Genomic DNA, 25,577 nt, shown 5'->3' with positions numbered 1-25,577 from the left:
TAATAAATTAAAACGTTTATCAATTGTTTAATAGATTCATCAAATTTCTCAGAGACAAACTTGTTTTTTCTATATCTCCTCCATCCGGATGAAAAACAAATAAAGTATCCTGATCTCTGCTATCAATAAATAAAAGCCGGGTACCAGACTGGCCAATAACTATACTGTCAGCCAGTTCATCGAGTGTAAAAAAATAATTGTCCTTTCCATAAGCTGAACTGACACCAGTTTCCTGACTCCTGTTATTTTCTGGCTCCAATTCGCTTAAAGACAATGCAAATCCTTTGAGTTGTCTGGCATTTACATAGTCTCTTCCATCAATATTGACTACTTCACGCATGGAATCGTAACTCAAAAGTTCAAATGCATCCTGATCTTTAAATACTTTCAATTGAGCCTTGAATTTTGCGCTTTTTAAATAAGCAAGATATGCTGGAAGGAGCACTATTTTATCTTTTTTTAACAACGCATTAAATTCTTTCAAAGTTTTACGTACAGGCCCTTTTTTATCTTTTTGATCAGGATTGATCATTTCGGATGCTGTACTTACATTACTGGATGGATTATAAGAGAAAGTGACTTTACAAACAGGACAATCAATAAAGATTAATTTCATCTTCTTAGCTGCAGCGCTAATTACAAAATCCTGATCATGAGCGCTCAGCTCGTCTATAGTAAACTCCTGTCCGCAAACCCAATCATAAGGACAACTTATCTTTATCATATTTTAAATATACTATAATGCCTCAAATAATTTAACTGTTGTAACTATATGATTATCATTGATAGTAATCATTCTGTAGCCAAATGTCAAAGTATCAATCTCAATCTTTTCTGATAGTTTTTCTATCTGGTAAGAACATGCCGGTGTAGCGTACTGCCTTATATTTCCAGCCGTCAATTCATCAGCCATATGGTAATGTCCGCAAAAAATCAGGACTTCTTTCTGAAGCGCCGAGAGCAATGCTTTAATTTCGTCTCTTCCTTTTAAAGCAGCCCCTATTTTATCCAATGGAGTTCTGATTTCCAAAACAGGATGATGTATAAAAAGTAATATTTCCTTATCCGTATTTAGTTCTTGCCCAAGCCAGTTCAGCTGGGCCGTACTAACCGCGTTAGAAGAAGAATCCAAATAAATAAATTTAAAGTTTCCTTCTTCATAGGCGTAGTTCAGTTCATTGCCAGATTCAGCATCTTGTTTATTACCGTTTTCATCACCATACTTATCGGGATGTATATAGTATTGATCATCTTTATAGTACTGGTTCTTTTTATAATACTGATACTTTTTATAGTACTGATTAACCTGCGAATAGGTATCATGATTGCCAAGCACCATTAAAAGCTTGAAATTAAATCCATCAATAGTTTCAAAGAACCATTGATTAGCTTCCTGAGTACCGATATCACCGCCGAATATGATTTCAGTAATCCCAGCCGAACGGATATCTTCCAGAATAAATTTCAGCTTATCTTTATGTTCTTCTATATTTTCCTCATACCGCATATGACCGGTCTCCTTATCCAGGATAATTTTCTGACCTAAATGCGCATCTGTCAGGTAAGCAATAGTTTTGGTAGCCATACAGGTTAAATTTTAACACCTAATAAATCATATAAATTTGACTGCCCTTTAGCAGTAATCATCAAAGTTCTGGAATCATGAATTTTTCTCATCCAGTCTTCAGCAATCATTTTCTTTAAGATGACCATAGCCAGCGCACCTGCAAGATGCGGCTTTCTCTCGCTCCAGTCAAGGCAAGGTCTGGCGAATGGACGTTTTTGCTTTAATAAACTGTCTGTATCAATCCCAAAATCTTTAAAAAACACCTCACCTTTAGCAGTCATTTCGTAACGCTGGTCTTTCTCTGTCAGATAGCCCAGTATGAATAACCTTTCGTTAATCATTACCCCCGCCCTGCCCGCAATATGATCGTAACAGGTTCTGCAATATTCAAAAGGGATATCTTTACTGACCGGGACAATCTCCTGTTTTTGATGCGGAACCAAGTTTGACAAAGCTTCGACCGCATAAGCAACTTCTGGTCTTGCATAACTGAAATACCGGTGACGCCCTTGATTACTCACCTTTAATAAATCGGCCAGTACCATTTTTCCAAGATGCATACTTGCACTTTGCGGGGATACCCCAGCTACTAAAGCTAGTTCGGTCGCCGTATAAGCTTTACCATCCATCAATGCCCATAACATTTTAATACGTGCTGGTTCACCGATCAATCCTGCCACACTGGCTAAATTTTCAAGTTCCATCTTCAAATATACCCTATTGTCAAAATACATACTTCATCCTGGAATGAAATATGCATTTAATAAAAAACCTTCATTCCACGATCAAACAACAGGAAGCTGCATTAAATAATTACCTTTGGTATTTATAATTTTCCATAATGAATAAGCTTGCAGCCCTATTATTAATTTGTTTCTTATTAAGTTCCTGTGTTAAAACAAATGACGGACCTGACTCTGATTATAGATTTGAAGTATCCTGTGACAATTGTGTAATCTCCATTAAAAATGGCTTTAATGTTCAGACATACAATGTTTCCGGTTACCGTTCCATTCCTTTCAATCATAATCTGCCTGTTATAAATGTATCATTGTATACAAATAACAATAGAGATTATACGACAATTAAATTTCTTGGCAGCGGTTATAACCGGATATTATTTGATGATGATCTTTATTACGATGATCCAACAACCTATATCGACTTCAATTTATAACATACCATTTATTCATAGTATATTATTTATTCATAGTATACTATTTCAGCAGCTGCCAGCGGTTAAGTTCATCCTTAATGGTTGCCAGCATGGCTTTGGTAATCATCCCCCGCAATAAAATCCGGGTCCCAATCCACAAAAAGAATTTTTGTACTGCCTTATATTTCACCAGATTAAGAATCAGTGCTTGTACACGTCTTTTCAGGACACCATTATATTGGCTGATTGCCTCCCAGTTTTGCACTGGCCAGTTGCTGCCAGAACTAAAGGCTAATTGAGGGAATGTATAATCAACGTCCCCAACTATTGGAATAATCTGCCAGTTCCCATCTACCTTTGAACGATATTTATCAGAATCAATTCCCTGGTATCCGGCTTTAAAAATTGGATTTTCATTTTTAGCAAGGTCAGGAATTGTAAAATAATCACGCAAAAATATCTTACAGTTATGTCTGCCCAGGAAATAATCGTGCACCCTGAATTCTTTGTTCAAAAAGCCGCTAAAGCCTCCCAGTGCACCGCAGGCAATAGCACGCTCTCCTTGAAGATCGATTTTAGTACCATCCGTTTTTCTTAACTCACGGGAAGGGTCAATCAGAAACTGACCAGCACAACTTTCATTCATTGCATCCACAACTTGTGCGGCTTTCGAGCGCATCTGGCTGACCATCGCTGATAAAGTGAGCCCCATCACATGCATTAATTTATCAAACAGCTTAATGTCAACTGGCTTTGTACTGGGAAACGGCGCAATCATTAATACTGTGGAATTGAAAGTATTGTAATCATTGTATAGTGCTGGGGCCTGCTGTCCGCAAACCGCGCTTAGCACTTCCCTTACTTTATCAAAAGGTTCATTATTGATCATACCTCCATCCACATTCAGTGATTGATAAGGATCAGTCGTAATCTGAATTGCCCGAAGCATTTTTTCATCAAACAACGGATTATTATTGACTGTATCTTTAGAACGGGTAACTTTTCTTGCTCTGAACCCTATTGGAAATGCACCTGTAGCCAGCGCAGCATCAACTGCGATTTGAGCATTAGTTCCGGTTCTGAAATTAAGCGGCATCCAGCCTGAAGAAGGGTTAACTTCCTGTTCTTCTGAAGTCAGTTCAAAACAAGCATAATCCTGGTGGACTTTCATATAATAAGGACGCCTTGACCCACTCGCATTAAAATTCACATTGTAGGTAAACCCGCCAAGATTGCTTAAGGTGGTAAATAGTTTTAGTTTACGAGGAAAAAAAACGGGTAAAGGTTTCCAGCTAACAGACTCAGGATCTTTAGGTTTCAATACCCGGTCAGCGATCTCGTCAATAAACATGCAATTCAGTGCAGAGACTATTGTTCCTTCGATATCATCGTTCCTGAGCATTCTGTCAAACATATCTTTATCTGTGAGGTCTACCCATGAATGGTATAAAATATGATCTTTATGCTCTGCTAAGATATCATGCCCGGGATGTTCAATTGGATGCATTTCACGCTGTAAAGCTGCAGCGGTAAGCATAGCGGTCATTCCTCCTGCCGAAGCGCCGCCCATTACTGGTATTTCGATTTGATGCTGGGGTATACCTGGCTGCCCTCTTACTTTTTCATATGCTTCCAGCGCCTCCAGCAGATAATCCATTACACCTGCCGTATAAGCTCCGGCAGATACTGCACCAGCCATACAAATCCCCAGATGGAATTTTCCAGGTTCAGCTGCAGGAGATTTCTCCTGTTCATTCGTTGGATCAGGTGTACCGTTCATCGTAGAAAATTATCCCTTAAGATACAAAATTTACCTGTCTATCCTATAAAACTAACTACTTATGCCATAAAATTACCAGCCTATTCCATAATCTTCGCCATGATTACTGGACCCTCCCCAAAGGCCGCCATGTTTCCAGTCAAAATAAACTGCATTGACCGGGCCGCTGGTCCTGCCTCCAAAGCTTAAGGTATAACCCATTTTCTTTAGTTCGTCCCTCACCATTTGCGTGGTGTTATCATTTAATAAGATCTGTCCGGGTTTAGGCTGACGGTCTGTTGTTTTCGTACCCCCCAGCGATAGCCAGAGCTGATTGGTATTGAAGTTTGCAGCTTCTGTAGCTTGCTGTACATTCATTCCGAATTCTGTTACATTTAAAAAGAATTGCAATAGATTCTGATCCTGGGTATCTCCACCCTGAACGGCAGAAGCCAAAAATGGTTTACCATCTTTTAAAGCCATAGAAGGTGATAAAGTTACCCGCGGTCTTTTACCTGGTGCCACTACATTAAAAGGATTTAAAGTAGAGTCCAGCACAAAACTTTGCATCCGCTGGCTCATTCCCATCCCTGTTTTCCCGGCAATACAAGCTGGTAACCAGCCGCCGCTAGGAGTCATCGAAACTACCCAGCCTTCTTTATCAGCGGCTTCTACAGAAGTAGTACCTAACCATAGTCTGTCCTGATAGGCTGCATCGGGCATATTATTGGTCATATCATGCGCAGGTGCAAAGTTCCTTTTTGTGGTATCCAGTTCATAACCCCTGTCTTTCAATAGTTTGATATAAGGGTTTTTTCTTCCCTCAAAAGGATAGGGATTACCAGGGCCTATAGCCACATCATTTTTATCATATTGTATAAGTTTTGCTCTTTCTTTTGCATATTCCTTGCTTAATAAGCCTTTCATAGGCCCTTTTGGCCCACTAGCAGGATCACCATAATAAAAGTCACGGTCTGCAAATGCAAGATTCATCGCTTGATATAAGGTATGGATATACTTCGTGCTATTATATCCCATGCCTTTCAAGTCAAAATTCTCCAGGATATTTAGTGCTTGCAATAGCATTGGGCCTTGTGTCCATTGTTGTAATTTATAAACATCAACCCCTTTGTAGTTGACCATCAGCGGTTCTTCTTCCAAAGGTTTCCATTTGGCCAGATCCTCCATTGTAATCAGCCCGCCTTGTTCCTGACTGCTGCGTACAAATTCGCGGGCAATATCTCCTTTATAAACACGGTCATAAGCAGCCATAATTGCTTGTTTTCTATTCTTTCCTTGTTTCAAAGCTGTTTTTTCTGCTGCTACCATTTTCTGAAGTGTGGCCAGCAAATCTTTTTGAACAAAGATTTCACCTGCTTCAGGTGCTTCTCTTTTTTCACCAGGATGTGTCAGAAAAACTTCCTTACTGTAAGGCCATTCTTTAATCTTATCTTTTCCACGTTCAATGCTATTGGCTGCCTGTGCTTCTATCGGGTAACCTGCTGCCATTTCCATAGCCGGAGAAAGTACTTGTTCCAAACTTAATGTTCCGTAATTGGCCAGCATATATAAAAGTCCGCCGGGTGTACCAGGAGTAGTCGCAGCCAGAGGGCCATATTCCGGAGGAAAATTATAACCTTTATTTTTAAAGAAGTCGACAGTCGCTCCGCTTGGTGCGACACCCATTGCATTAATTGCGATTACTTTTTTAGTTTTTGGATTATAGATCAATGCCTGGGTTTCACCTCCCCAGCTTAAAGTATCCCACATGGTACAAGTTGCAGCCAGCATTGCACAAGCTGCATCCACTGCATTTCCGCCTTTTTGAAAGGTCATCGCCCCTGCTGTTGCAGCCAGTGGCTTACCCGTAATCGCCATCCAGTTCTTACCGTGTAATACTGGTTTCTGGGTTTGTTGCGCGGCTGCAGGAAAGATGGAAACTGCGGAAATAAATAATGCGGATACAAGTTGTTTCATAAAACCCAAAATAAGAAAAAATAGCAGACGTCTTCGGGGTATTTCAAACGATTTTGTCACAATATGGATACTGCCTTTTGACCTTGAAGGATACTGTCTTTTGAACTTGTAGGATACTGCTTTTTGTCCTTAAAAAACACCATTAAAAGTAGAAAACGTTATTTCCGGCTAAAATAATTATCTTCGCGCTCTTTATTTGAACAGAAGGATATGAAATTGGAAGAACAATTGCTGAAAAGAAGCGAAAATCAATGTGAGTTATGCGGATCCGGAGAAACTCTTAAATTATACGAGGTACCACCACAATCAAGCAGCAATGAAGATAATTGCATCATTATCTGTGAGAAATGTCTGGCACAAATTGACAGAAAAGAAGAACTGGACAGCAAACACTGGAGTTGTTTAACGACAAGCATGTGGAGTGAAATACCTGGAGTACAAGTAGTTTCATGGCGTATGCTTAACCGTCTGAGCAATGAGAGCTGGGCTATGGATAACCTGGACATGATGTATCTTGATGACGAGAGACTGGCCTGGGCAAAAGCGGCTGGCGGATTAGATAATGATACCAGTGTTGCAGAGGTACACAAAGATAGTTTGGGTGCAGTATTGCAAACTGGTGATACTGTGGTATTAACCAAGTCTTTAGATGTAAAAGGTTCTCAGTTAAATGCAAAAATGGGTACGGTAGTTAAAAACATCCGTTTAGTAGATAATAATACTGATCAGATAGAAGGTAAAATTGAAGGCCAGGTCATTGTGATCCTGACTAAGTATGTAAGAAAACAGGGATAAAATACACAATTAACACAAAAAGTGACATGCCCCAAAAAGTTAGACACTTTTTGGGGCATGTCACTTTTTGTGTCCAATCAACAGTTCAGGAACGCGCTACTTTCAAGAGTTCTACTTCGTAAATTAAAACTGCACCAGGTGGAACTTCTTCTGTTCCTGTATCTCCAAACGCCAGTTTAGCAGGAATATAAAGCATCCATTTAGAGCCTTCAGGCATCATCAGCACCGCTTCTCCCAAGCCATCTAAAGCCTTATCTAAACGGTGGACCCATGGTTTTTTCTCGTCATAGGTACTCCATACTTTTTTACCATTGACCAGGGTAGCAGTAAAATTGAGGCTTACCCTATCTTCCATAGTGGGTTTTTCACCATTTCCCTGTTTGATAATTTTATATTGCAAACCTGACGGGGTAACTTTTACGCCAGGCCTGGTCTTATTTTTAGCCAAAAAGTCTTCGCTTTCTTTATAGATCCCTGCTTTTTTAGGTTCGGCAGGAAAAGCATCGTGGTAAGCTTTATTAGGCTTCAGGTAGATCTTTTTCTGCATATAATCCAGGATAACGTCAAAACGTCTGATCACTTCCATTCCTAAAATCCCTAAATAGCCTTCTTTAGGTTCGGCCTGATCATTAATTGTCAGCCTGATGCCCATTTTACCAAAATTAAACCCATTAAATGACATAGAATTAATGGTTGCCAGCTGATCTTGTGTGATCGCATTTAAGCCCCTGCCCATTTGCACACTGGTTTCTCCCAGCTTGCTGTCGAAGTTATGGTACTTACTAAAAGGAGTACTCACAATCAGCGTAAAAACATTGCCGGTATCAAACATGACCCTGCCCGTAAAAGTCTCTCCGTTCGCTAAAGTAATAGCAATAGGAAAACGAGGGATCAGTATGTTTTTATTAAATTCAAAAGGGATCACGGTATAACCTGTCGTATCAACTGATTTGATCTGATCATAAAATGATATCTTTTTACGTTCAAAGTCGAGCTTTGTTACATATTTGCTCAAAACTTCATATCCAATAATACCATCCAGTTTTACGCCTATCGCTTTAGAAAGCGAAGCGAAATTTATCAATACCATATTGACATCTTTGATTTCAAGGTTTCCTAGCTTTAAGTTCTGATGTAAAGCCATTTTATAGTTCTGAGTTCCTCCAGATCCACCAACTGCGACAGTTTCACGGTTCTCTTTACTAATGCCAGCACGCTCTGCTGTCAGTGAATCTATTGATATATTAGTGGCACCCGAATCAAAAATAAAGCTTAATGAATCACTGTTATTGGTTTGTACTTTGACGATCAGGTGCGATCCGCGGGTTTCATATGGAATCTGGGCCAGCTGTGCTTTCAATGCTGTCTGACTCATTAGCATGGCCCCTGCTATCCATAAATACTTCGCTACTTTCATGCGTATGTTTTTAAGTGAATACGAAGGTATAGAAGGTCACGCAACCCACTGTCCTCAACTGTCTCTAAGGAATTACCGTATATCGTTTACAATCCACCTGATTTGGTTGGTAAATGCTTAAAATCAAGGTAGGCAAATACTCGATGCAAAGCAGTAAAGCATGAACAATTAAGAATATCTCAGCTGTAAATTTGTTCCATATTAATGAACTCATGATGAATTAATGAACTCATGATGAAAACGAAAAGCGGATCAGGTCTATGGTCTGGATGACCTGGTAGATTTTGCGCCCTGGAAAAATGAAGTGATCGAAACGGATCAGGGACCTGCAGATTCCTTGTCTGCTGGGCAATCATGGTGGTGAAGGCAATTCAGGAAAGTGATATTTCCGATTTTCATGCCCGTTTTCTGGAGTCAGTTTAAAGACAGTATCAATATAATATTGTGTAATTAAACAATATATTTAATTTAGTTGACACCAATATGCGCTAAATAGATAGTACTAATTTGATAAGCATAATCAGTCTGATTGCAGTTTTTGTTTCTATCCTTTTATCATTTTTTCTGCTCACTGTACACCGTGAGAGAAAGTTAGGAAATGTCTTGTTGGCTGGCTTTATTTTACTGAATGCAATTGATCTGAGCGCCTGGTTTATTTACGGTTTCACCAAATATCATCCTGATCTGGAGTTATTCAGACGCTCTACTTCCTGGTTGATCAATCCTGTATTTTATTTGTATGCGTTGTCCATTTGTTTTTCTGATTTCAAGCTAAAAGCTAAACATTTGCCGCATGCGCTCCCTTTTATTGTTTATAACCTGGTGTTATTACCGAGGTTTTATCTGGCGGATATTACTGCAAAAGCAATTTTTCTTGAAAATTATGGAGAAGGGCCAGCTGCAAAAACCATGTTGCTAAATGGGACATTTACAATTTGCATGCTATTTTATTGGTGTTTTCCTGGTCTTAAGAAAATACAGGAAGATTTACCTGGAAAACTATGCAGATAGCAGGACAATCACTTATAAATGGCTGTTTCAACTCATTATTGTGATCACGGTTGTACATTCTATAGTTATGCTAAAGGATATTTTAAAATTTATTGTCAGTAACGATGTTTTTAACGGTGCACAAATTATTGTTGGAATCAATGCGGTATTCATCCTATACTGGTTCGTATTGAAGGCCTTATATAATCCTGACCTTTTTAGAGGGATAAATTCTGAAATTCAGCCTGCGAAAATTTAGTACTGGAAGCTCATCTAGCCAGCCAGCCGATTAAAGGTGTTTTGAGCGTTCAGGATCAAAAAGAGCTTCAACGCATCAGGGATTATATGTTTCAAAAAGAGCCGTATCTTGAACCTGCACTGACTATACAGGATCTTGCCAGTCAGGTAAATATGCCTGTAAAGGATTTATCTATTCTGATTAACAATCACCTGGATCAGCATTTCTTTGATTTTGTAAACGCCTACAGGATTGAAAAGGCAATGAAAATCCTGAAAGATCCGGCAAAGGCGAAATTGACCATCCTTAAAATTTTATATGAGATAGGATTTAACTCTAAATCATCTTTTAATACTTCGTTTAAAAAACATACTTACCTCACGCCTACTGAATACCGCAAAAAGTATGCACAATGATTGGCGCTACGGGCCGATCACAGTTAAATCAAAACAATATAATTCATTATAAAACCTCACCTTTCTGAAGGTAATTCCATGGCCAGGACAGCGCATAGTTAAGGCCTGGTTTTGTAGGGGTACTGTAGGGGTTGTGGTATACATTGAAGTAGGGTTGAAGAACCGTTGAAGTAGGATTGAAGTAGCCTGGGCTACTTCAAGGGTAGTCGAATACTAGTTCAAGGCTAGTTCAATGTATACCACAACCTAGCCACAACCCCTACAAAACATAGCTGGATTGCCTGAAAAAATCTCGTCAGATATTTTCAGAAATGCGAACAATTAGTATACTATTTATACCGCTTAATAAGGTATTACTTTACTCCTGAAGACTAATAATACCTGCTTAACTCCCGGTAGAAAAATGATAAGAATAATGATTACACTAATTCCAGGATCATTAAAGAATAGTAATCCATAGCAGACCTCAGAAACACGAGCAATGGCAAGGAAAAATTCATACAGGTAATTGGCATTATGAATTCTTAACAACGTTTAAACATACCTAACCACAAATCAATTTGTCCACTTAAGAAATAGACGAAAAACAGAACCGGGCTTCCGCGGATAGTCCAATAATTGCCACCTATATGCCATTGTACAGCAGCTTATCCATGATAATTTTGTAGTCAAATAATAGAGAGATGATAGATTATAAATCGCGTTTAAAAGAGCTGTTTTCAGAAGTACTTGAAAGTCCTGTTTACAATGAAGAGCTTGTTAGTAAATATTTTAGTCCAAATTATGTGCAGCATGTAGATGGTCATATGCTGAATTTTGAGGGCTTCACTCAGCATATGAAAAAACTGAAAAAAGATATGCCTGAGATTCAAATTGATATCAAAACATTAGTTCAGGAAGGCTACACTGTTTTCTCCAATCATATCGTCAGTAAAAAATCGGCCGGGGATATGAAAATACAAGTCATCGGAGAATTTCGTTTTCAAGGGGATCAACTATGTTATTGTGATGAACTGACTTATTTAATTAGCGGGGATCAGAAAGACAGACACCTGGGCTCCAGGATTTAGCAATAAGGAGCAGCAGGTTCTATAAGCTGCTCCTTAAAAACTAATTCTCTTTGATCAGATAGCACATCGGGATGTCTGGATGGATATGTTCATTTCTTTCTGTTATAGGCTGAAGTCCATGGGCTTCAAAAAATGATATTAACGGACTATCAATTTGTTCTGTCAGCCATATTGATTCATAACCTTTACCAATAGTTAAGCATTTATTGAGCAGGGATTGTTTAGCCTGGCCAGGTAAATACTCTTTTAAAACACAGAAATCAGCAATAGAGACTGCCTTTTTACCCTCTAATACCACAGGTCTTTTGCCTTGAGTAGTTATAAATGCATAACCAGCTGCTTTTTCATCTACATAGACAACCAGCCACTGGTTACCAAAACTATTCATTTCATCAATTATTTGTTTATCATTATAATGAAGTGAAATATAAGCTTCGATGACTTCTTCGTTTACTAAATGTGCATATTTTTCTAAAGCAATAGTCCTGGTCAGGTACAATAATTCAGAAATTGCATCTTCAGTTGCTACTTTGAATTTCGTGATAACTTTTTGATCCATGATTTTAATTTTATAGGATCAAAGGTAAACAGGATCATTAACCGATACAGATACACATTACAGCTAAATGACCGATACAGTTATCACCTGATCTCATTGATGTGCAATCTATCTTATTGGCGCCCGTAGATTTCTGGATTTACAACATAGTTTTACCTGCAAGTTTCAACCCTTCGATATGCTTTGCAGAATACTGATCAGCAAATACTATTCTGAAAAACCGTTTAAAATCACTAGAGAAAGAAAAGGTCTCTCCCGGTGTAAATTTTACGCCTACTTTTTCGCAATGCAGATAAAAATCTTTGATGTTAATCTCATCAGCCAGCTTTACCCATAAATTATATCCCCCTGCGGGCATAGCTACATGCGTACCTTTTGGAAAATAAGTACGCAGCAGATTGAGTGTATAATAAGCATTTTTTGATAACTCTGTTCTGAAGGTTCTGATATGCCTGTCATAACTTTTCGAATTCAGCAGTTTATTTACGGTTTCCTGATAGACGGGGGCAACAGTGCTGCCAGTCGAAAATTTCACTTGTTCTGCTTTTTGAAAAAACTGTCCTGCAGATAACCAACCCAGCCGGATTCCCGCAGCCAGTGTCTTAGCGTACGAAGAATAGGTCATCACCAGGCCGCTTTCATCAAATGATTTAAGATTAGCTGGTCTTTGCCCTGTGAAATTTAAATCTCCATATACGTCATTTTCAATAATAGCTATCCCCTGATGGTGTGCAACGGCCAGTAACTCTTTTTTCTGTTCGTCAGTAAGTAATATCCCCGTAGGATTTTGAAAATTCGGGGTCACTATAATTGCTCTTATTTTTATAGTGGAACATGCTTTTTTTAAATGCCCGATATCAAATCCAGTCTGGGAATCCATTGGAATTTCTATCACTTTTAGCTGTAAGGTCTTAATTACCTGAAGAATGGAAAATACACAAGGGCTTTCTACAGCAACGATATCACCAGGAGAACAAATGGAGACCAGGGCAATGTATAACGCCTGCAGTGCACCATCGGTAATGATCAGCTCATCCGCATTAAGTTTGGCATTATAATGGGCAGCATGTTTGCAAATGTTATGTTTTAATTCTTCGGATCCTGTTGATGGATAGTATCTTAATAGTCCGGCACCTTGTTCTCTGATGACTTGTTGCATAGTTCTCAAAATCATTTTTTGAGGGACTAACAAGTCTCCCGGAGCAGCTACATTAAACTCGGTTAAAGAATTCCTGCTGGCACGCAAAGAAGTTGTCTGTGATAATTTATGCTTAAACACAGCATCTCTGATTACTGGCATTCGTTTTATACTACCAATACTGACCTGATTTTCAGGCAAATTAGCCACATAATAGCCAGATTTATAAATGCTTTCTACCAAACCTTTACTCATTAAATAGTCAAAACCTTGTTGTACAGCACCCGTACTCATGGCATATCTTCGCATTAAAGCTCTCACCGATGGTAATTTATGTCCTGGTTTATAGACTCCTTCTTTGATCTGAGCTTCAATAATTATTGTAAATTCTTCATATCGGTATTGTTTCATAGCCAAACTGTATTGGTATATTTTAATAAAATAACACCTGTATTCCAAAGGTAACAAATAACAACCAGCAGAAATATTAAGTATTTTAATAAAAAAATAAACAATACGGCACGGCATTTGGTTAAGCTGTAATTATACACCAACTATCTTCTTGCCTAATGCAAAAATCTATTTTTCTGTTCTCCTTTTTATTGATTACTTACAGTGCCAGTGCACAAAATGCAGCTGATGCTATTTCTGCAAATAATCAAGTCCGTGATACTTCGATTAAACGGGATTTGATAGATTATGCCAAAATATTATTTAAAATAAAACCAGGTGTAAAAACTGGAGATCAGCCTAGAAAAGTTTTCTTTTCACTCTTACCTATCGGAGGTAATGTGCCAGGAGGAGGAACAGCATTGATTACCTCAACCAGTGCGGGTTTTTATTTAGGTGACCGCAAGACAACGAATATCTCGAACGTCACATTTACGCCATACTGGAATTTGAAAAGCCGGTTTGGACTGCCTCTGCGTTCCAATATCTGGTTAGCAGACAATACCTGGAATATTCAGGGAGATACACGTTTCCTGGTTTACCCGCAGTATACCTGGGGTTTAGGAAGTGGAAGTGAAGATCAGAAGTTATTAGTAGATTATAAATATATCAGATTTTATCAGAGTGCATTGAAACGAATCAAACCCTATTTTTATGCAGGTTTTGGTTATACACTCGATTACTTTGTAAATGTAAGAGCATCCGATCCCGGTCTTCAGAAATTTACTGGCTATAATTCGGGAACTGAAGAGGGAAGTAACTCTTTTTCTTCGGGTATATCTTTCAACTTATTATATGATACACGAAATAACGCTATCAATCCGCTGCCGGGAAGTTATCTGAACTTCGTTTTAAGAACCAACCCTAAATTTCTGGGAAGTAAAACGAGCTGGAAATCACTTTATGTAGATGCAAGAAAATACATCTCGTTGAATACCAAACCACATCAACAGAATACCCTGGCATTATGGTCTTATTTCTGGACAGGATTAAATAATGGCATTCCTTACCTGAACTTACCGAGTATTGGCTGGGACCCTTATAACAAGTCTGGCAGAGGTATGGATCAAAACAGATACAGAGGGAAATCTCTATTTTATGTAGAAAGTGAGTACAGAAGAGATATTACTGACAATGGTTTATTAGGCTTCGTGGTTTTTGCAAATGCAACTTCAGTCGCTGAACCGGAAACCAATTCCTTTAAGAAAATACATCCCGCGGTTGGAGCTGGTATGCGGATCAAATTTAACAAGGGTTCTAATACGAATATAGCTGTTGATTATGGCGTAAGTAAAGGATTCTCCGGCTTTTCTATTGGTCTTGGAGAAGCTTTCTAAGGCTATTGATTCGGCATTACCATTATTGTATAACTATCATTACCTACTATCGTCTGGAAAATATAATCAGTTGAGATATAGTAGGTACTGATTTGTTGCGCTTCTATTTCCTGTATATCTTTTTTCTCCGCTCCTGTCTGCTTGATTTCTTCCAGAATCAATTGATATGCTTCAGCACCACTAACTTGATAGTAAAGTTGATTGGTAATCTCGTTATCTGCCTGAATCCTGAACCAGGACAATGCTTTACCTTGTTCAGAGGCATGGTTTCCGAAAGAGAAGGTTTTATATAACTGATGTCCTTGTTTCCCTGACAACTCAGGTCTTACTTCCCATCTATGCTGTACAAGACTATCAGTAACAGAAGAAACTGGCTGACCTATAAGTGATTCAAGCTGGTTTAGTTTAAAGTGCTGAGCACAGCTGAACAAGCCGAAAAGACAAAGCAAGAATGTTAACGCATATTTCATGAAAGCAAAGGTAATAAAATGTAAAAAGTAGAGCCTTTATTAATTCTGCTTTGAACACCTATTGTACCTTTGTGGTTTTTGATAATTTCCATAGAGATGTATAAACCCATTCCCAATCCGCCTGCCATGGTATTTTTAACATCAACACGATAAAATCTTTCAAAAATCTTATCCAGCTGACTGGTGGATAACCCGATCCCGTAATCAGTTACAGAAATCCGGACCTGATTACCTTCTTTCGTACATGATAAAATGATATCTTTATGGAGTGGAGAGTACTTTACCGCATTATTAATCAGGTTCATTAGTACTTGCTCCAGGCGTTCTGTATTTCCTTTAATCCTGACCTCTGCACCAGGGTTAAAAATAATATTATAATCAGGAAACATATAGCCCGCATGCTCTGCACAAGTAGTAATCAGCTCTTTGACACTCATCTGTGATTGACTAAAATCCAGCTTTCCAGCATGTATCTTACTAACATCCAGCAAGTCATTAACCAGATTTTGCAACTTGACGATAGAACTTTCGGCTTTGACAATAAAAGTTTTCACCTGGCCAGGAACGACCTCTTTTTTATAGTTGGAGATCAGCTGTAAATAGGCTTTTAAACTGGTTAATGGTGTTTTTAGTTCATGACTGGCTATTCCAATAAATTCATCTTTCTTTTCAATAGACCTTCGCTGATCGTCAATATCAGTTGCGGTGCCCACCCAAAACAAGAGTTCATTATTTTCATCTCTTAAAGGGACACTCCGGTTAAGATGCCATCTGTAGACACCGTCATTCCGCTTATACCGGTTTTCAATTTCAAACATCTCTCCTATTTTTATACAGCGGTTGAATTCCTCCCTGGTTGCTGCCAGATCATCAGGATGAATAATATTGTCCCATGATTCTTCAATTGTGGCATCAAATGATAAGCCTGTGTACTCATACCAGCGCTCATTAAAGAAATTAAATTTTCCGGATAACAAATTAGTCCAGGCAATCTGGGGAATATGATTAGCAAGCAGCATAAAATGTTCCTGATTCACTGAGAGGCCTCTGCCTGTTTTGATAGCCTCAATAGTATCATTGGCTTTCTCCAGTTGAGTTTTCAATTCTTTTATTTCAGCCAGCAGTTGTTCTTGTGTTTTTTGAGCGCTCATACTTTATTTTTAAAAATTAATTCCAATTCTTCTACATACCCGGAGGTATCAGATAGATCACCAACTAATCTTTGATGTGGCTCGGTGCCTTTTTTAATTAAGGCAGGATATACAGTCAGGTTAAAAACTAATAATTAAAAATCTCCCTGGATATCTACTATACGTTAACAAAAAAACGACCAAGAATATATTTAGTTTTCAAGAAGATAGGGTTCTGACTTTCTTTGAATTAAGAAAAGAGCGCACAGCCCGGATAGATGGCTTTTAAGATAAAATTACGGCATCAAAATATTCTTCAAACAATTATAAAAAAGATATTCATGGATGATCAGCTTGATCACAGTTCCTTGTTATTAGTATATATATTGATAGTTTTACTTTAAATAATACAATTATATTCAAAACAAGCATGCCTACTGACTTTAAATATGTTTATCCCGCTGTATTAACGATTGCCGGTTCTGATAGTGGTGGAGGCGCAGGAATTCAAGCTGATCTGAAGACCATTGCGGCTTTAGGTTGTTATGGGACTTCTGCAATTACAGCAATTACTGCGCAAAACACCATGGGGATAACCAATCTCTTTGAATTACCTGTTATGGTAGTCATTGACCAGATTAAAGCAGTTATAGAAGATATCAGGCCCAGCGCCATTAAAATAGGTATGATCCCAAATCCAGACTTATTAAAGGCCATATTTGATATTTTAAAGCTTTACCCCGAAATCCCTGTGATTCTGGACCCGGTTATGATGGCTACAAGCGGACATCGGTTAGTGAAAGAAGATACTATTGAATTAATGAAAAATTTATTGATTCCGCTCACTGCCCTGGTTACCCCAAATCTGGATGAGGCCGCTATTTTAACAGCTATGGAAATTTCTACCGTAGAACAAATGAAAATTGCAGCACATCAGGTTCTGAACTTTGGTGGACAGGCGGTATTGATTAAAGGTGGGCATTTGAAAGGAAACAAACTTTATGACTTTTACCTGGATAAAACAGGTAGAGAGTTCACCTTCGGGAATGATCGCATTCCAAGTCAGAATACGCATGGTACAGGCTGCACGCTTTCTGCTGCGATTGCCTGTTTTAAGGCAAGAAATATGGAAATGCCAGAGGCTATTAAAAATGCAGAATCTTATGTACATCGTGCTATTGCTGAGGGAATTGATGTAAAAACAGGAAAAGGTAAAGGACCATTGAATCATTTTTATGCCCCTATCCCCCTCATCAAGCTAGATCTGGATGCGAAAATTTAATATATTTGGCCCATGGCAGATTTAAAAACAGAATTCTCAGTAGAATTTGAAGGTGAAACAATTCCTGTGATCATTACTGAAGTTGAAAATGATGACGATTCAATTTTTATCGTTGACATACCTGGTCAGGAAAACTTTGAAATATTTCTCTCTGAGGATGATATGTGGGTAACAAATGATGAGGTAACTGCAGATGAAGATCTTATCTTTTTAATCGGAGATAAATTTGAAAGCTTACAGCCTTAATTTTCCTTATCTTTTTTCCCAACCAGCTTAAATTTGATCTTACCGTCCTCTCCGTCTGTGGCGAGGATGTGTACGACAATACCTTTCATCCTCCGCTCTTTAAGCTCCTGCTTATCTATAATATCTTCGTCTTTCTTTGGGTTTCGGAGTGGCACATCAAGTAGTATGTTAGTCCCCTTTCCGGTAGTCGCATAAACACCTGCTAAATTCATATTCAATAAGCTTGAATTGATCATCATCGGTTTGATAGTAACAAGCCTTCCATTAATATCAAAATTACCGTTAAGGTTATCAAAAGTAATATTATCCAGGTTCCTGAACGGAAAAGCAAACTTACCAATACTTTTCACTGCGTTATAATTCACTAAAGCCCCTTTCTTAAGATCAAAACTGACGTTTCCATTCATTGACCTGGGAATAAGTTTACCTTGGCCATCTATGCTCCCTGTAATATTGGTCTTGGTGAAGAAGCTCCCTCTCAGATTTTTATAAGTCGGGCTTTCCAGACCAAAATTATCAAATGAATAAAAGAAGTTACTGATATTCACATTAGAGACCACTGTGTTTAATGCAAAATTGTTTAAACGACCATTCTGCTGCAATTTCCCGTTCAGTTTAATCAAACCTCCGCCGTGTTTTAAACTTACATTTTTCAAACTCAGTCCATTTTCAGAAAGGAAAACATCTGCAGTTGCATTTGTTCCTGTAAACTTGCTGTAATGAACTTTATCAACCCGTAAATTAATTTCTGCATTGCCTTTTTCGAGCATTGTATTTATCTGGGTAGCAAAACTATTGCTTTTATTCTTCGATTTAACAGGTACCCTGTTCTTTCTTGTCCCCAGAAAAGCAAGGAAGTCACCTAAATAAAGGTCCGGGCTATGCATCCTCCAGTTCAATAGGATTTTCTCTGGAGAATTATAATAAAGGTTTAAGAAGTTTTTGACACTTCCATCCATAAAAACTACACTTTTACCACTTTGAAGCCTGATATCATGAATCAGCAAATCAGGCCCTTTAAAGTCAAGAAAAATAGAGGTGTTTTTAAAGTTCACATTTCTCGGCACATAACTTACATCTGCATTTTTCACATTGATTGTTCCTGTCAGCATCGGTTTATTCAACTTAAAGTCTACAATATCCGCACTGTAGTTCAATTTTACATCGGCCGTGCCTTTAGTAAAGTTTAAAACATCGGTTCCCAAAAGAGTTCCCAGTTTAGCGACATTAAACTGAGATTTAAAAATACCTGTCGCTACTGGTTTATCCAGGTTATGAATAAAGACGGTATCAATGGTAAAGGGAAGTTCTTTATAACTACCAGAAAAATGATAAAGTTTAATTGCGGAATTCTCATCCGTATAACCTTTTCCATTGATAAAGTTATTGGTATAAACTCCGGCAAAGTTGCAATTATCAACTACACCGCCAAAACCGGTTAGCGTATTGTCCTTTATTCTTGCTTTTACGAAGATCGAAGGGTCACCCCCTGCGCCCATATTTCCTTCTATAATAGCCTTGGCAAAAATAGGTTTATTCAGGTTAAACATGTTCAGTCTTGAAGTGATATTTGGAGCAAGCAGCGCAGAGGCATTTTTCCAAAGTATATGAGGTGCTTCTACACTGATAGAGAATTCAACTGGATCTTTTGATAGCTTAAATTTTGCCCCCAGGATAAAGGGGTCTGTTCCTATATTTAAAGTATTGGGCTTGACTTCAATCATACCTGCTTTTTCATTGTAAGAGATGTCCATTTTCCCTTCCAGCAGTTTATCTTTTACAAAACTTCCCCTTTTTGTATTAAAGGCCAGACTGCGTACCAGCGTTTTTAAATTTACGTCTGCTTTCCAGCCTGAGGATGGATAATCTATTTTACCACTAAAGTCTTGTATCGCAAATAAGAACAGTTTATTACCTTTCCTGTTATCCAGGATAAACCGGACGGCATTCAGATCAAAACGTCTGATTTGAGTAGCGGACGAACTTTCCTCTTTAACTTCCGGTTCTTTCTCTGGTTTTTTCTTAAATACTGAAGTATTACTGTAACCGTTACTATCAGTATATAGGTAAATTGAGGCGTCGTTGATCGTAACTTTCCTGATCTCTATAGTTCCTTTTAACAGTGCCATCGTATTGACAGAAATATCAAGGTCTCCTGCAGTTAGCAGCGAATGGTGATGAATATTCCATAAGCTATCCTTAATTTCTACCTTTTTTAAGGAGACAGACACATTGGGAAAGCCTTTAAGAAAGGTGGGTTCTATAGTCTCAATAGTCAGGTTACCGTTGAGATTCTTATTTAATTCTTTGGTTATAGCAGCTTGCAATTCCTTCTTATTAGCGCTCACATACATTGCAAGGCCGATAAAGATTACAATGACTAAGAGAATAAGACCAGAAAATATTTGAATGGAGCGTTTTAACCAAAGAGGCATAGAAGAGTGTTTGCGTTATAACATTTAAAATAAGGAAATTGTTTAAAGGTAGCTTTGTTCTCTTAAATTGATTATTTTTATATCAATAAATCCACACGACGATGAACACCATAAAATCAGACTATAAAAAAACTTTAAGGTCAATTTTTACAGTAACCTGTATCACCTTTCTTTGTTCTGTTTTATCACAGCATTCAAATGCACAGTCACCTGTAATTACTAAGATAAACTTTCAAAAGGATAAGTACAACCGGATCTTTATTCCCGTAAAGATTGACCGGGATAGTATGTCCCTTTTATTCGGCACTTATGCTAAACCCTTAAGATTAACTCCCTACTTCCAAAGTAAAAGATCTCTTTCTCCAAGCGGAGATGTGCTGACTTTAGTTGCGCCCAATGGCAGGCCCCATAACCGTTTGCTTTTCTATTCTCCAAAGATTATGGTTGGAAACCTCAAATTCAGAAGTGAGCAGGCTATTGTAAATTATGCTTTTCCTGATACCATTATAGCCGGAGCTACCGGAACTGAAATGGTTTACCGCTATAATTGGAAAATCAATAATGATCAGAATCAAATTTCTATTTCTAAACAGCCTTTTGCGCCATCAGCGGCTTTTACAACGATCAATTATAAGAATGATTCTTATCCAAAAGTTGCGGTTGAAATTGCTGGTATCAAAACTAATTTCGCATTGGATTTCGGATCAGGTGCGGGTTTCCAGCTCAATTCCAGATCGGATTTAGGCCGTAAATTAATTGCAGATTATAATCTTAAGCCAGTTAAAAGAATCCTTTCTGATATCCATGCCAAAAAAGTATTGGATACCATTTATGAGGTAAATGTACCTGGATTGCTTTTCAATGGAATTCAATTGCCACAGCAAAAAATTCAGTTAAGCTCTGCTTTTCCGCAAAATATAGTAGGCACAGGTTTCCTGGGTGACTATAATGTGATTCTGAACAATTCCAGAAAACGCAAAATCGGGAACACTGTAATTTTAGAGAAGAGACTTTCAAAATAACAGGCTAATTTCATTTTACATAAATAAGACAGAATAAATCTGACTAAGTAATTCTTTTACATACATTTGTACTGTAACAATTATTATTACAGATGAATAACGCGAAGTTTGCTACGGCTATACATATCCTTACTTTACTTGATTTAGCCAAGGGCGAAAGGTTATCTTCAGAATGGATTGCTGGTAGTATTAACCTGAATCCGGCACTGGTCCGTAAGGAAATCAGTAATCTGCGCAAATTGGGGTTTATTTCCAGTAAGGAGGGTAATGGCGGGGGTTGTACGCTTGCCCGGCCTTCAGCAGAAATTTTGTTGTCAGAAATTTATAAAGCTGTACGCACGCCTCCCCTGCTTGGCCGTTCCAATACTCCAAACCCTTCCTGTATTGTAGGCCGCCAGATTAATCAGCACCTGGATGAGCTGTACACAGAGGCGGAACTTTCGCTGACCAGCAAGCTAGAGAAAAAAACATTGAAACAGTTTGGTGAAAAATTTCAATCAGTATCCTAAAATATAAAATTTCAATCGCATGAATATAGTCTTAATCGGAGCCTCAGGATTTGTAGGTTCAGCAATTTTAAAAGAAGCATTAAACAGAGGGCACGAGGTAACTGCTGTCGTTCGGAACCCGGAAAAAATCACAGTACATCATGATCACCTGAAAATAGAAAAAGCTGATGTGTTGGATGCTGCTCAGGTAACCAAGGTTGTAAATGGAAAGGATGCAGTGATCAGCGCTTATAATTCAGGATGGACTAATCCTGATATATATGCAGAGTTTTTAAGAGGTTCAAAGGCTATACAGGCTGGTATCAGTGCATCAGATGTGAAAAGATATATTGTAATTGGCGGCGCCGGAAGTTTAGAGGTTGCCCCTGGTGTGCAGGCTGTTGATACACCTGATTTCCCTGCAGCTTATAAGCCCGGTGCGACTGCTGCCAGAGATTATCTGAATATTATTAAGGAAGAAAAAGATTTAGACTGGACGTTTTTCAGTCCCGCTTTTGAAATGGGGCCACAAACTTCAGGAATTCGTAAAGGTTCTTACAGAACAAGCCTGGATACACCGGTGTTTGATGAAAATGGCAGAAGTATCTTATCAGTGGAAGATTTAGCGGTTGCTATTATAGATGAACTGGAAAATGCAAAACATGTAAAGCAACGTTTTACTGCTGCTTATTAAGGTATTTTGCAAAAAGAGCTGCCATTTTAAAAAAAATGGCAGCTCTTTTTATTGCTGTTTTTACTCGTAGCCCCCCAGGGGTATTTTCGAATATTCAATTTTCAGAGACCGGATTTCATTGATGATACTTCCTCTTTTATTGATCATTTAATCAACGATTTTTATCCCAAGGCTATCTAAAAAAGAGATAGCAGCTGGTAATTGAAAAATAGCTCCTTTGATCTTGTTACCTGCGGGATCTATCTGATAATTCTGTGCTGCTGTAAAATTAGCCATCCTGAGGTCAGTACTGGAAAAGGTCGAACCTAAAAAGTCAGTACCAATAAAATCAGCACTGCTCAAGTTACAGTTGGAAAAATCTACCTCCCTTGCTGTACAGTTAGTCAGTTGTATTTTTTTAAGATTCTTTCCAAAAAAGCTAGAGTAACTCAGTATAGAATTTCTGGCAATGATGGAGAAAGGATTTAAAGTATCGTACCAAAGTATACCGATAGCTTTACAGTTTACTACGGTTAAATTACTTATAAAAGTATCTTTAAATTTAATCAGTGAAATATCACACTCTTCAAAAGTGCAGTTATTGAAAGTAGTGTCTTCAAACAGACACCCCTTTATAGTTGATTTATAAAAGGTACATCCTTCAAAATAACGGCCAACCAGATGTTTGTCTTCGTAGTTTATGTTTTCGAAACGCTTATGATGATGAGTTATCTGTTCGTCGGCAGTACTCAAAATCGTACCCCTGCTTGAAAAGTTATACCATGAGGATTAATATCAAGGTCGTTAAGGGTATTGTTAAATCCTTTAAAGCCAGCTGAGATATAGGGTGCGATATGATTTGTTACTTTATAACGGACACCAAAGCCACCGTACAGATATAATCCTCTTTCGTTAATACGGTTTACAGTTGATGGATCTGCTTCACTGGAACGGTCATATCTAAGAAAAGTAATACCTGCTGAAGCCTCTGCAAAAGGTTCAAACTTAGATTTATTCGTAATATCATAACTTGCATTGGCATAAATCGGGATTAGTTTCATGTTATGAAGTAGCAGTGCATTATCAAAATGCAGCTTTGTAGTGGCATAACCGATTCCAATACCTGGTTTAAAGCGGCTTTCGAGATTTCTGGTTACTTTGAATGAAGGACCATTAAAGTAATTGCCATGCGTAGAACGCAGAAATTCATAAGCTGGAGAGAAATTATATCGCGGCTCATCGTTTGAAGTTTTTTTTACTTCCTGAGCATTTGCAGTCATTGAAAACCCGCAAGCTAAAAGCAATGCTAAGTTTAAAGTTAAAATCCTTTTCATATTCTAAGCAAATCTAATACATTTTGAAATGCAGAGATATATAATATCCGATTAAATTGTCTCTTATAGAACGGATTTGTTTTCGCATTATCCTGTGTAATTAATTACCTGCCAATTTATTCTCCTGCTAAAATTCAGGTGATGAGTTAAAATCCCTGCTCTTTTTACACAGGCAAAGCTAGAGTTTCCCCGTATCAATAATCTTATCATATCGTAAGATATTGATTAAAATAAGTATAAGAATGGCTCTGAATACGCCTTTTGATAATTTAACTGAAAAAGAATTGTTAAAATATTTGATGTTAAGATCAAATATTTGTTGATTTGCATAATTTTTAATGAGTCTAAATAGATTGCTTAGATAGCAGTTGAAAGAATTAACCCTTCTTAAATAAAAACAATCAATGCTCACTTTTACGTCTGAAGCCGTATGTTTTGCTTATAAATTCTAATGACAAGATTTCGCAAAATAATAGGTCAAATACATCTCTGGTTAGGTTTAGTTACTGGAGTGGTTGTGCTGATCGTTAGTATTACTGGCTGTTTATTTGTTTTTCAAAAAGAGATATCTGATCTTATTCATCGGGAAACATTCTTTGTGAAGCAACCTTTATCAGCGGTTACACTACCCTACAGCACGCTTTTAAAGAAAGCTGAACAGGCATTAGGCAAGGACCGGCCGGTTAATTTCTCTACGACTTATAAGGATAAGGAGCATGCATGGGAATTCATGACTTATAAAGCAGGTGATCCAAAAGCATTAACGTACTTTGGATCAATTGATTATTATGAGTCTGTTTTCATTAATCCTTATACCGGGGCAGTTACAGGCTTCCATGATTATAAGTATGACTTCTTTAATATTGTAAAATTCATTCACTGGAGTTTGTTATTAAATGATACTTACGGGCAAAACATTGTTGGTTATAGTACATTGATATTTGTGTTCATGCTGATTACTGGTATGCTCATGTGGTGGCCAAAAAAATGGAGTAAAACTAATATTAATAAAAGTTTTAAGATCAAATGGAAGGCTGGATTTAAAAGAGTAGTTTATGATCTTCATAATGTTTCTGGGTTTTACGTGATGTTAATTACGCTGGTTTTAGCTTTAACGGGCATGGTATTCGCATTTAAGTGGTTTCAGACTATGGTATATGTAGTAGCTTCCGGATCAATAACGCCTCCTGAAATCAAGCAGGTGAAATCAAAACCTGTCACTTCTGTATCGTATCCGGTAGATATTGTATTTAATAAATCGAAAATATTATTACCGGCTTCAGACAGGATAAACGTCTCCCCTGCTGCTGGTGCGGATGGGGTGATTTATATTTATGGAATACAGGGCAAGGAAACGTATTATCATGCTGATGCTTTACAATTTGATCAGTATTCTGGAAAATTACTGTACAGAAGGAATTATGAGGAGCAAAATGCTGGAGAAAAGCTTATCGGGATGAATTATGATATCCATGTGGGTGCTATTTTAGGCTTACCTGGAAAAATTATAGCTTTTATAGCCAGTTTAGTTGCAGCTAGCTTACCTGTAACCGGGTTTATGATCTGGTTAAACAGGAAAAAGAAAAAAAAGAAAAAATAGATTTGGTTTTGAAGTATTGTTTTCTATC

The 25,577-nt window shown here is 37.9% G+C and carries 25 protein-coding genes; 12 read left to right on the top strand and 13 right to left on the bottom strand.

The window, feature by feature from the left end:
* Positions 1 to 19 precede the first annotated feature (19 nt).
* From AY601_RS04890 to AY601_RS04880, 3 genes are read right to left on the bottom strand one after another with little or no spacing between them, the layout of a single operon-like run.
* Positions 20 to 724 (bottom strand): hypothetical protein, encoded by a 705-nt coding sequence (locus tag AY601_RS04890; RefSeq protein ID WP_068397281.1) that lies wholly within the window; start codon positions 722 to 724, stop codon positions 20 to 22.
* 12 nt (positions 725 to 736) lie between these two features.
* The gene (locus AY601_RS04885; protein ID WP_068397279.1) at positions 737 to 1,585 is read right to left on the bottom strand and encodes a metallophosphoesterase family protein; all 849 of its coding nucleotides are present in this window, start codon (positions 1,583 to 1,585) and stop codon (positions 737 to 739) included.
* Between the two features lie 5 nt (positions 1,586 to 1,590).
* Positions 1,591 to 2,271, bottom strand: coding sequence for an ArsR/SmtB family transcription factor (locus tag AY601_RS04880; RefSeq protein ID WP_068397273.1), 681 nt, complete (start codon positions 2,269 to 2,271; stop codon positions 1,591 to 1,593).
* Positions 2,272 to 2,408: 137 nt separating this feature from the next.
* On the opposite strand from AY601_RS04880, the gene AY601_RS04875 reads away from it, so the two are divergent.
* A complete protein-coding gene (locus AY601_RS04875; RefSeq protein ID WP_068397269.1) occupies positions 2,409 to 2,744 on the top strand; it encodes a hypothetical protein in 336 nt (111 codons plus the stop codon).
* 40 nt (positions 2,745 to 2,784) lie between these two features.
* Here the strand turns inward: AY601_RS04875 and AY601_RS04870 are convergent, their stop codons facing one another.
* Positions 2,785 to 4,503 (bottom strand): patatin-like phospholipase family protein, encoded by a 1,719-nt coding sequence (locus AY601_RS04870; protein WP_068397267.1) that lies wholly within the window; start codon positions 4,501 to 4,503, stop codon positions 2,785 to 2,787.
* Positions 4,504 to 4,575: 72 nt separating this feature from the next.
* Positions 4,576 to 6,459, bottom strand: coding sequence for a gamma-glutamyltransferase family protein (locus tag AY601_RS04865; RefSeq protein WP_068397265.1), 1,884 nt, complete (start codon positions 6,457 to 6,459; stop codon positions 4,576 to 4,578).
* 210 nt (positions 6,460 to 6,669) lie between these two features.
* Here AY601_RS04865 and AY601_RS04860 point away from each other — a divergent pair, with 210 nt between their 5' ends.
* Entirely contained in the window at positions 6,670 to 7,254 is a 585-nt protein-coding gene (locus tag AY601_RS04860; RefSeq protein ID WP_068397263.1) for a PhnA domain-containing protein, read from the top strand.
* Between the two features lie 85 nt (positions 7,255 to 7,339).
* On the opposite strand, the gene AY601_RS04855 is transcribed toward AY601_RS04860, so the two are convergent.
* Positions 7,340 to 8,671: an FKBP-type peptidyl-prolyl cis-trans isomerase gene (locus AY601_RS04855; RefSeq protein WP_084359101.1), complete on the bottom strand. Its 1,332-nt coding sequence runs from the start codon at positions 8,669 to 8,671 to the stop codon at positions 7,340 to 7,342.
* A 507-nt stretch (positions 8,672 to 9,178) separates the two neighbouring features.
* Between AY601_RS04855 and AY601_RS25875 the strand changes: the two genes are divergently transcribed.
* The 3 genes from AY601_RS25875 to AY601_RS04845 all read left to right on the top strand — a co-directional run bounded on the left by AY601_RS25875 (position 9,179) and on the right by AY601_RS04845 (position 11,385).
* A complete protein-coding gene (locus tag AY601_RS25875) occupies positions 9,179 to 9,682 on the top strand; it encodes a hypothetical protein (RefSeq protein WP_198163616.1) in 504 nt (167 codons plus the stop codon).
* Between the two features lie 279 nt (positions 9,683 to 9,961).
* Positions 9,962 to 10,315 (top strand): helix-turn-helix domain-containing protein, encoded by a 354-nt coding sequence (locus AY601_RS25870; protein ID WP_198163615.1) that lies wholly within the window; start codon positions 9,962 to 9,964, stop codon positions 10,313 to 10,315.
* 683 nt (positions 10,316 to 10,998) lie between these two features.
* The gene (locus AY601_RS04845) at positions 10,999 to 11,385 is read left to right on the top strand and encodes a hypothetical protein (protein WP_068397255.1); all 387 of its coding nucleotides are present in this window, start codon (positions 10,999 to 11,001) and stop codon (positions 11,383 to 11,385) included.
* 40 nt (positions 11,386 to 11,425) lie between these two features.
* Here the strand turns inward: AY601_RS04845 and AY601_RS04840 are convergent, their stop codons facing one another.
* Positions 11,426 to 11,944 carry a hypothetical protein gene (locus AY601_RS04840; RefSeq protein WP_068397247.1) on the bottom strand — a complete coding sequence of 173 codons (519 nt, stop codon included), beginning with the start codon at positions 11,942 to 11,944 and terminating at the stop codon, positions 11,426 to 11,428.
* A 139-nt stretch (positions 11,945 to 12,083) separates the two neighbouring features.
* The gene (locus AY601_RS04835) at positions 12,084 to 13,493 is read right to left on the bottom strand and encodes a PLP-dependent aminotransferase family protein (protein WP_157287708.1); all 1,410 of its coding nucleotides are present in this window, start codon (positions 13,491 to 13,493) and stop codon (positions 12,084 to 12,086) included.
* A gap of 158 nt (positions 13,494 to 13,651) precedes the next feature.
* Here AY601_RS04835 and AY601_RS04830 point away from each other — a divergent pair, with 158 nt between their 5' ends.
* Positions 13,652 to 14,869: a BamA/TamA family outer membrane protein gene (locus AY601_RS04830; protein ID WP_068397244.1), complete on the top strand. Its 1,218-nt coding sequence runs from the start codon at positions 13,652 to 13,654 to the stop codon at positions 14,867 to 14,869.
* Positions 14,870 to 14,871: 2 nt separating this feature from the next.
* Here AY601_RS04830 and AY601_RS04825 read toward each other — a convergent pair whose 3' ends face one another.
* Positions 14,872 to 15,339: a hypothetical protein gene (locus tag AY601_RS04825; protein ID WP_068397241.1), complete on the bottom strand. Its 468-nt coding sequence runs from the start codon at positions 15,337 to 15,339 to the stop codon at positions 14,872 to 14,874.
* Positions 15,336 to 16,490, bottom strand: a complete 1,155-nt coding sequence (locus AY601_RS04820) for a sensor histidine kinase (RefSeq protein ID WP_068397238.1) — start codon at positions 16,488 to 16,490, stop codon at positions 15,336 to 15,338. Before AY601_RS04820 ends, AY601_RS04825 begins: the two co-directional genes overlap by 4 nt.
* Before the next feature lie 409 nt (positions 16,491 to 16,899).
* Between AY601_RS04820 and thiD the strand changes: the two genes are divergently transcribed.
* Positions 16,900 to 17,751 carry a bifunctional hydroxymethylpyrimidine kinase/phosphomethylpyrimidine kinase gene (gene thiD / locus AY601_RS04815; protein WP_068397235.1) on the top strand — a complete coding sequence of 284 codons (852 nt, stop codon included), beginning with the start codon at positions 16,900 to 16,902 and terminating at the stop codon, positions 17,749 to 17,751.
* Positions 17,752 to 17,763: 12 nt separating this feature from the next.
* Entirely contained in the window at positions 17,764 to 17,997 is a 234-nt protein-coding gene (locus tag AY601_RS04810) for a hypothetical protein (RefSeq protein ID WP_068397232.1), read from the top strand.
* On the opposite strand, the gene AY601_RS04805 is transcribed toward AY601_RS04810, so the two are convergent.
* A complete protein-coding gene (locus tag AY601_RS04805; protein ID WP_068397229.1) occupies positions 17,994 to 20,432 on the bottom strand; it encodes an AsmA family protein in 2,439 nt (812 codons plus the stop codon). The genes AY601_RS04810 and AY601_RS04805 overlap by 4 nt on opposite strands.
* Positions 20,433 to 20,533: 101 nt before the next feature.
* Between AY601_RS04805 and AY601_RS04800 the strand changes: the two genes are divergently transcribed.
* The 3 genes from AY601_RS04800 (at position 20,534) to AY601_RS04790 (ending at position 22,636) form a co-directional block, all read left to right on the top strand.
* Entirely contained in the window at positions 20,534 to 21,454 is a 921-nt protein-coding gene (locus AY601_RS04800) for a hypothetical protein (RefSeq protein ID WP_068397225.1), read from the top strand.
* Between the two features lie 92 nt (positions 21,455 to 21,546).
* Positions 21,547 to 21,963 carry an Rrf2 family transcriptional regulator gene (locus AY601_RS04795; protein WP_068397222.1) on the top strand — a complete coding sequence of 139 codons (417 nt, stop codon included), beginning with the start codon at positions 21,547 to 21,549 and terminating at the stop codon, positions 21,961 to 21,963.
* Between the two features lie 19 nt (positions 21,964 to 21,982).
* On the top strand, positions 21,983 to 22,636 hold the full coding sequence (locus tag AY601_RS04790; protein WP_068397220.1) for an NAD(P)-dependent oxidoreductase: 654 nt from the start codon (positions 21,983 to 21,985) through the stop codon (positions 22,634 to 22,636).
* Positions 22,637 to 22,783: 147 nt separating this feature from the next.
* On the opposite strand, the gene AY601_RS04785 is transcribed toward AY601_RS04790, so the two are convergent.
* Together AY601_RS04785 and AY601_RS04780 are read right to left on the bottom strand one after the other, a co-directional pair.
* On the bottom strand, positions 22,784 to 23,368 hold the full coding sequence (locus AY601_RS04785) for a pentapeptide repeat-containing protein (RefSeq protein ID WP_068397219.1): 585 nt from the start codon (positions 23,366 to 23,368) through the stop codon (positions 22,784 to 22,786).
* Entirely contained in the window at positions 23,365 to 23,949 is a 585-nt protein-coding gene (locus AY601_RS04780; RefSeq protein ID WP_068397218.1) for an outer membrane beta-barrel protein, read from the bottom strand. The genes AY601_RS04785 and AY601_RS04780 overlap by 4 nt, the downstream gene beginning before the upstream one ends.
* Positions 23,950 to 24,400: 451 nt before the next feature.
* Here AY601_RS04780 and AY601_RS04775 point away from each other — a divergent pair, with 451 nt between their 5' ends.
* On the top strand, positions 24,401 to 25,549 hold the full coding sequence (locus AY601_RS04775; RefSeq protein ID WP_068397216.1) for a PepSY-associated TM helix domain-containing protein: 1,149 nt from the start codon (positions 24,401 to 24,403) through the stop codon (positions 25,547 to 25,549).
* The last annotated feature ends 28 nt before the right edge of the window (positions 25,550 to 25,577 follow it).

The sequence above is a fragment of the Pedobacter cryoconitis genome, assembly GCF_001590605.1.
In the GTDB taxonomy this organism is placed as follows: Bacteria; Bacteroidota; Bacteroidia; order Sphingobacteriales; family Sphingobacteriaceae; genus Pedobacter; species Pedobacter cryoconitis_A.
Note: the sequence above shows the minus strand (reverse complement) of the source record. Positions and strands in the feature narration are given on the sequence as shown.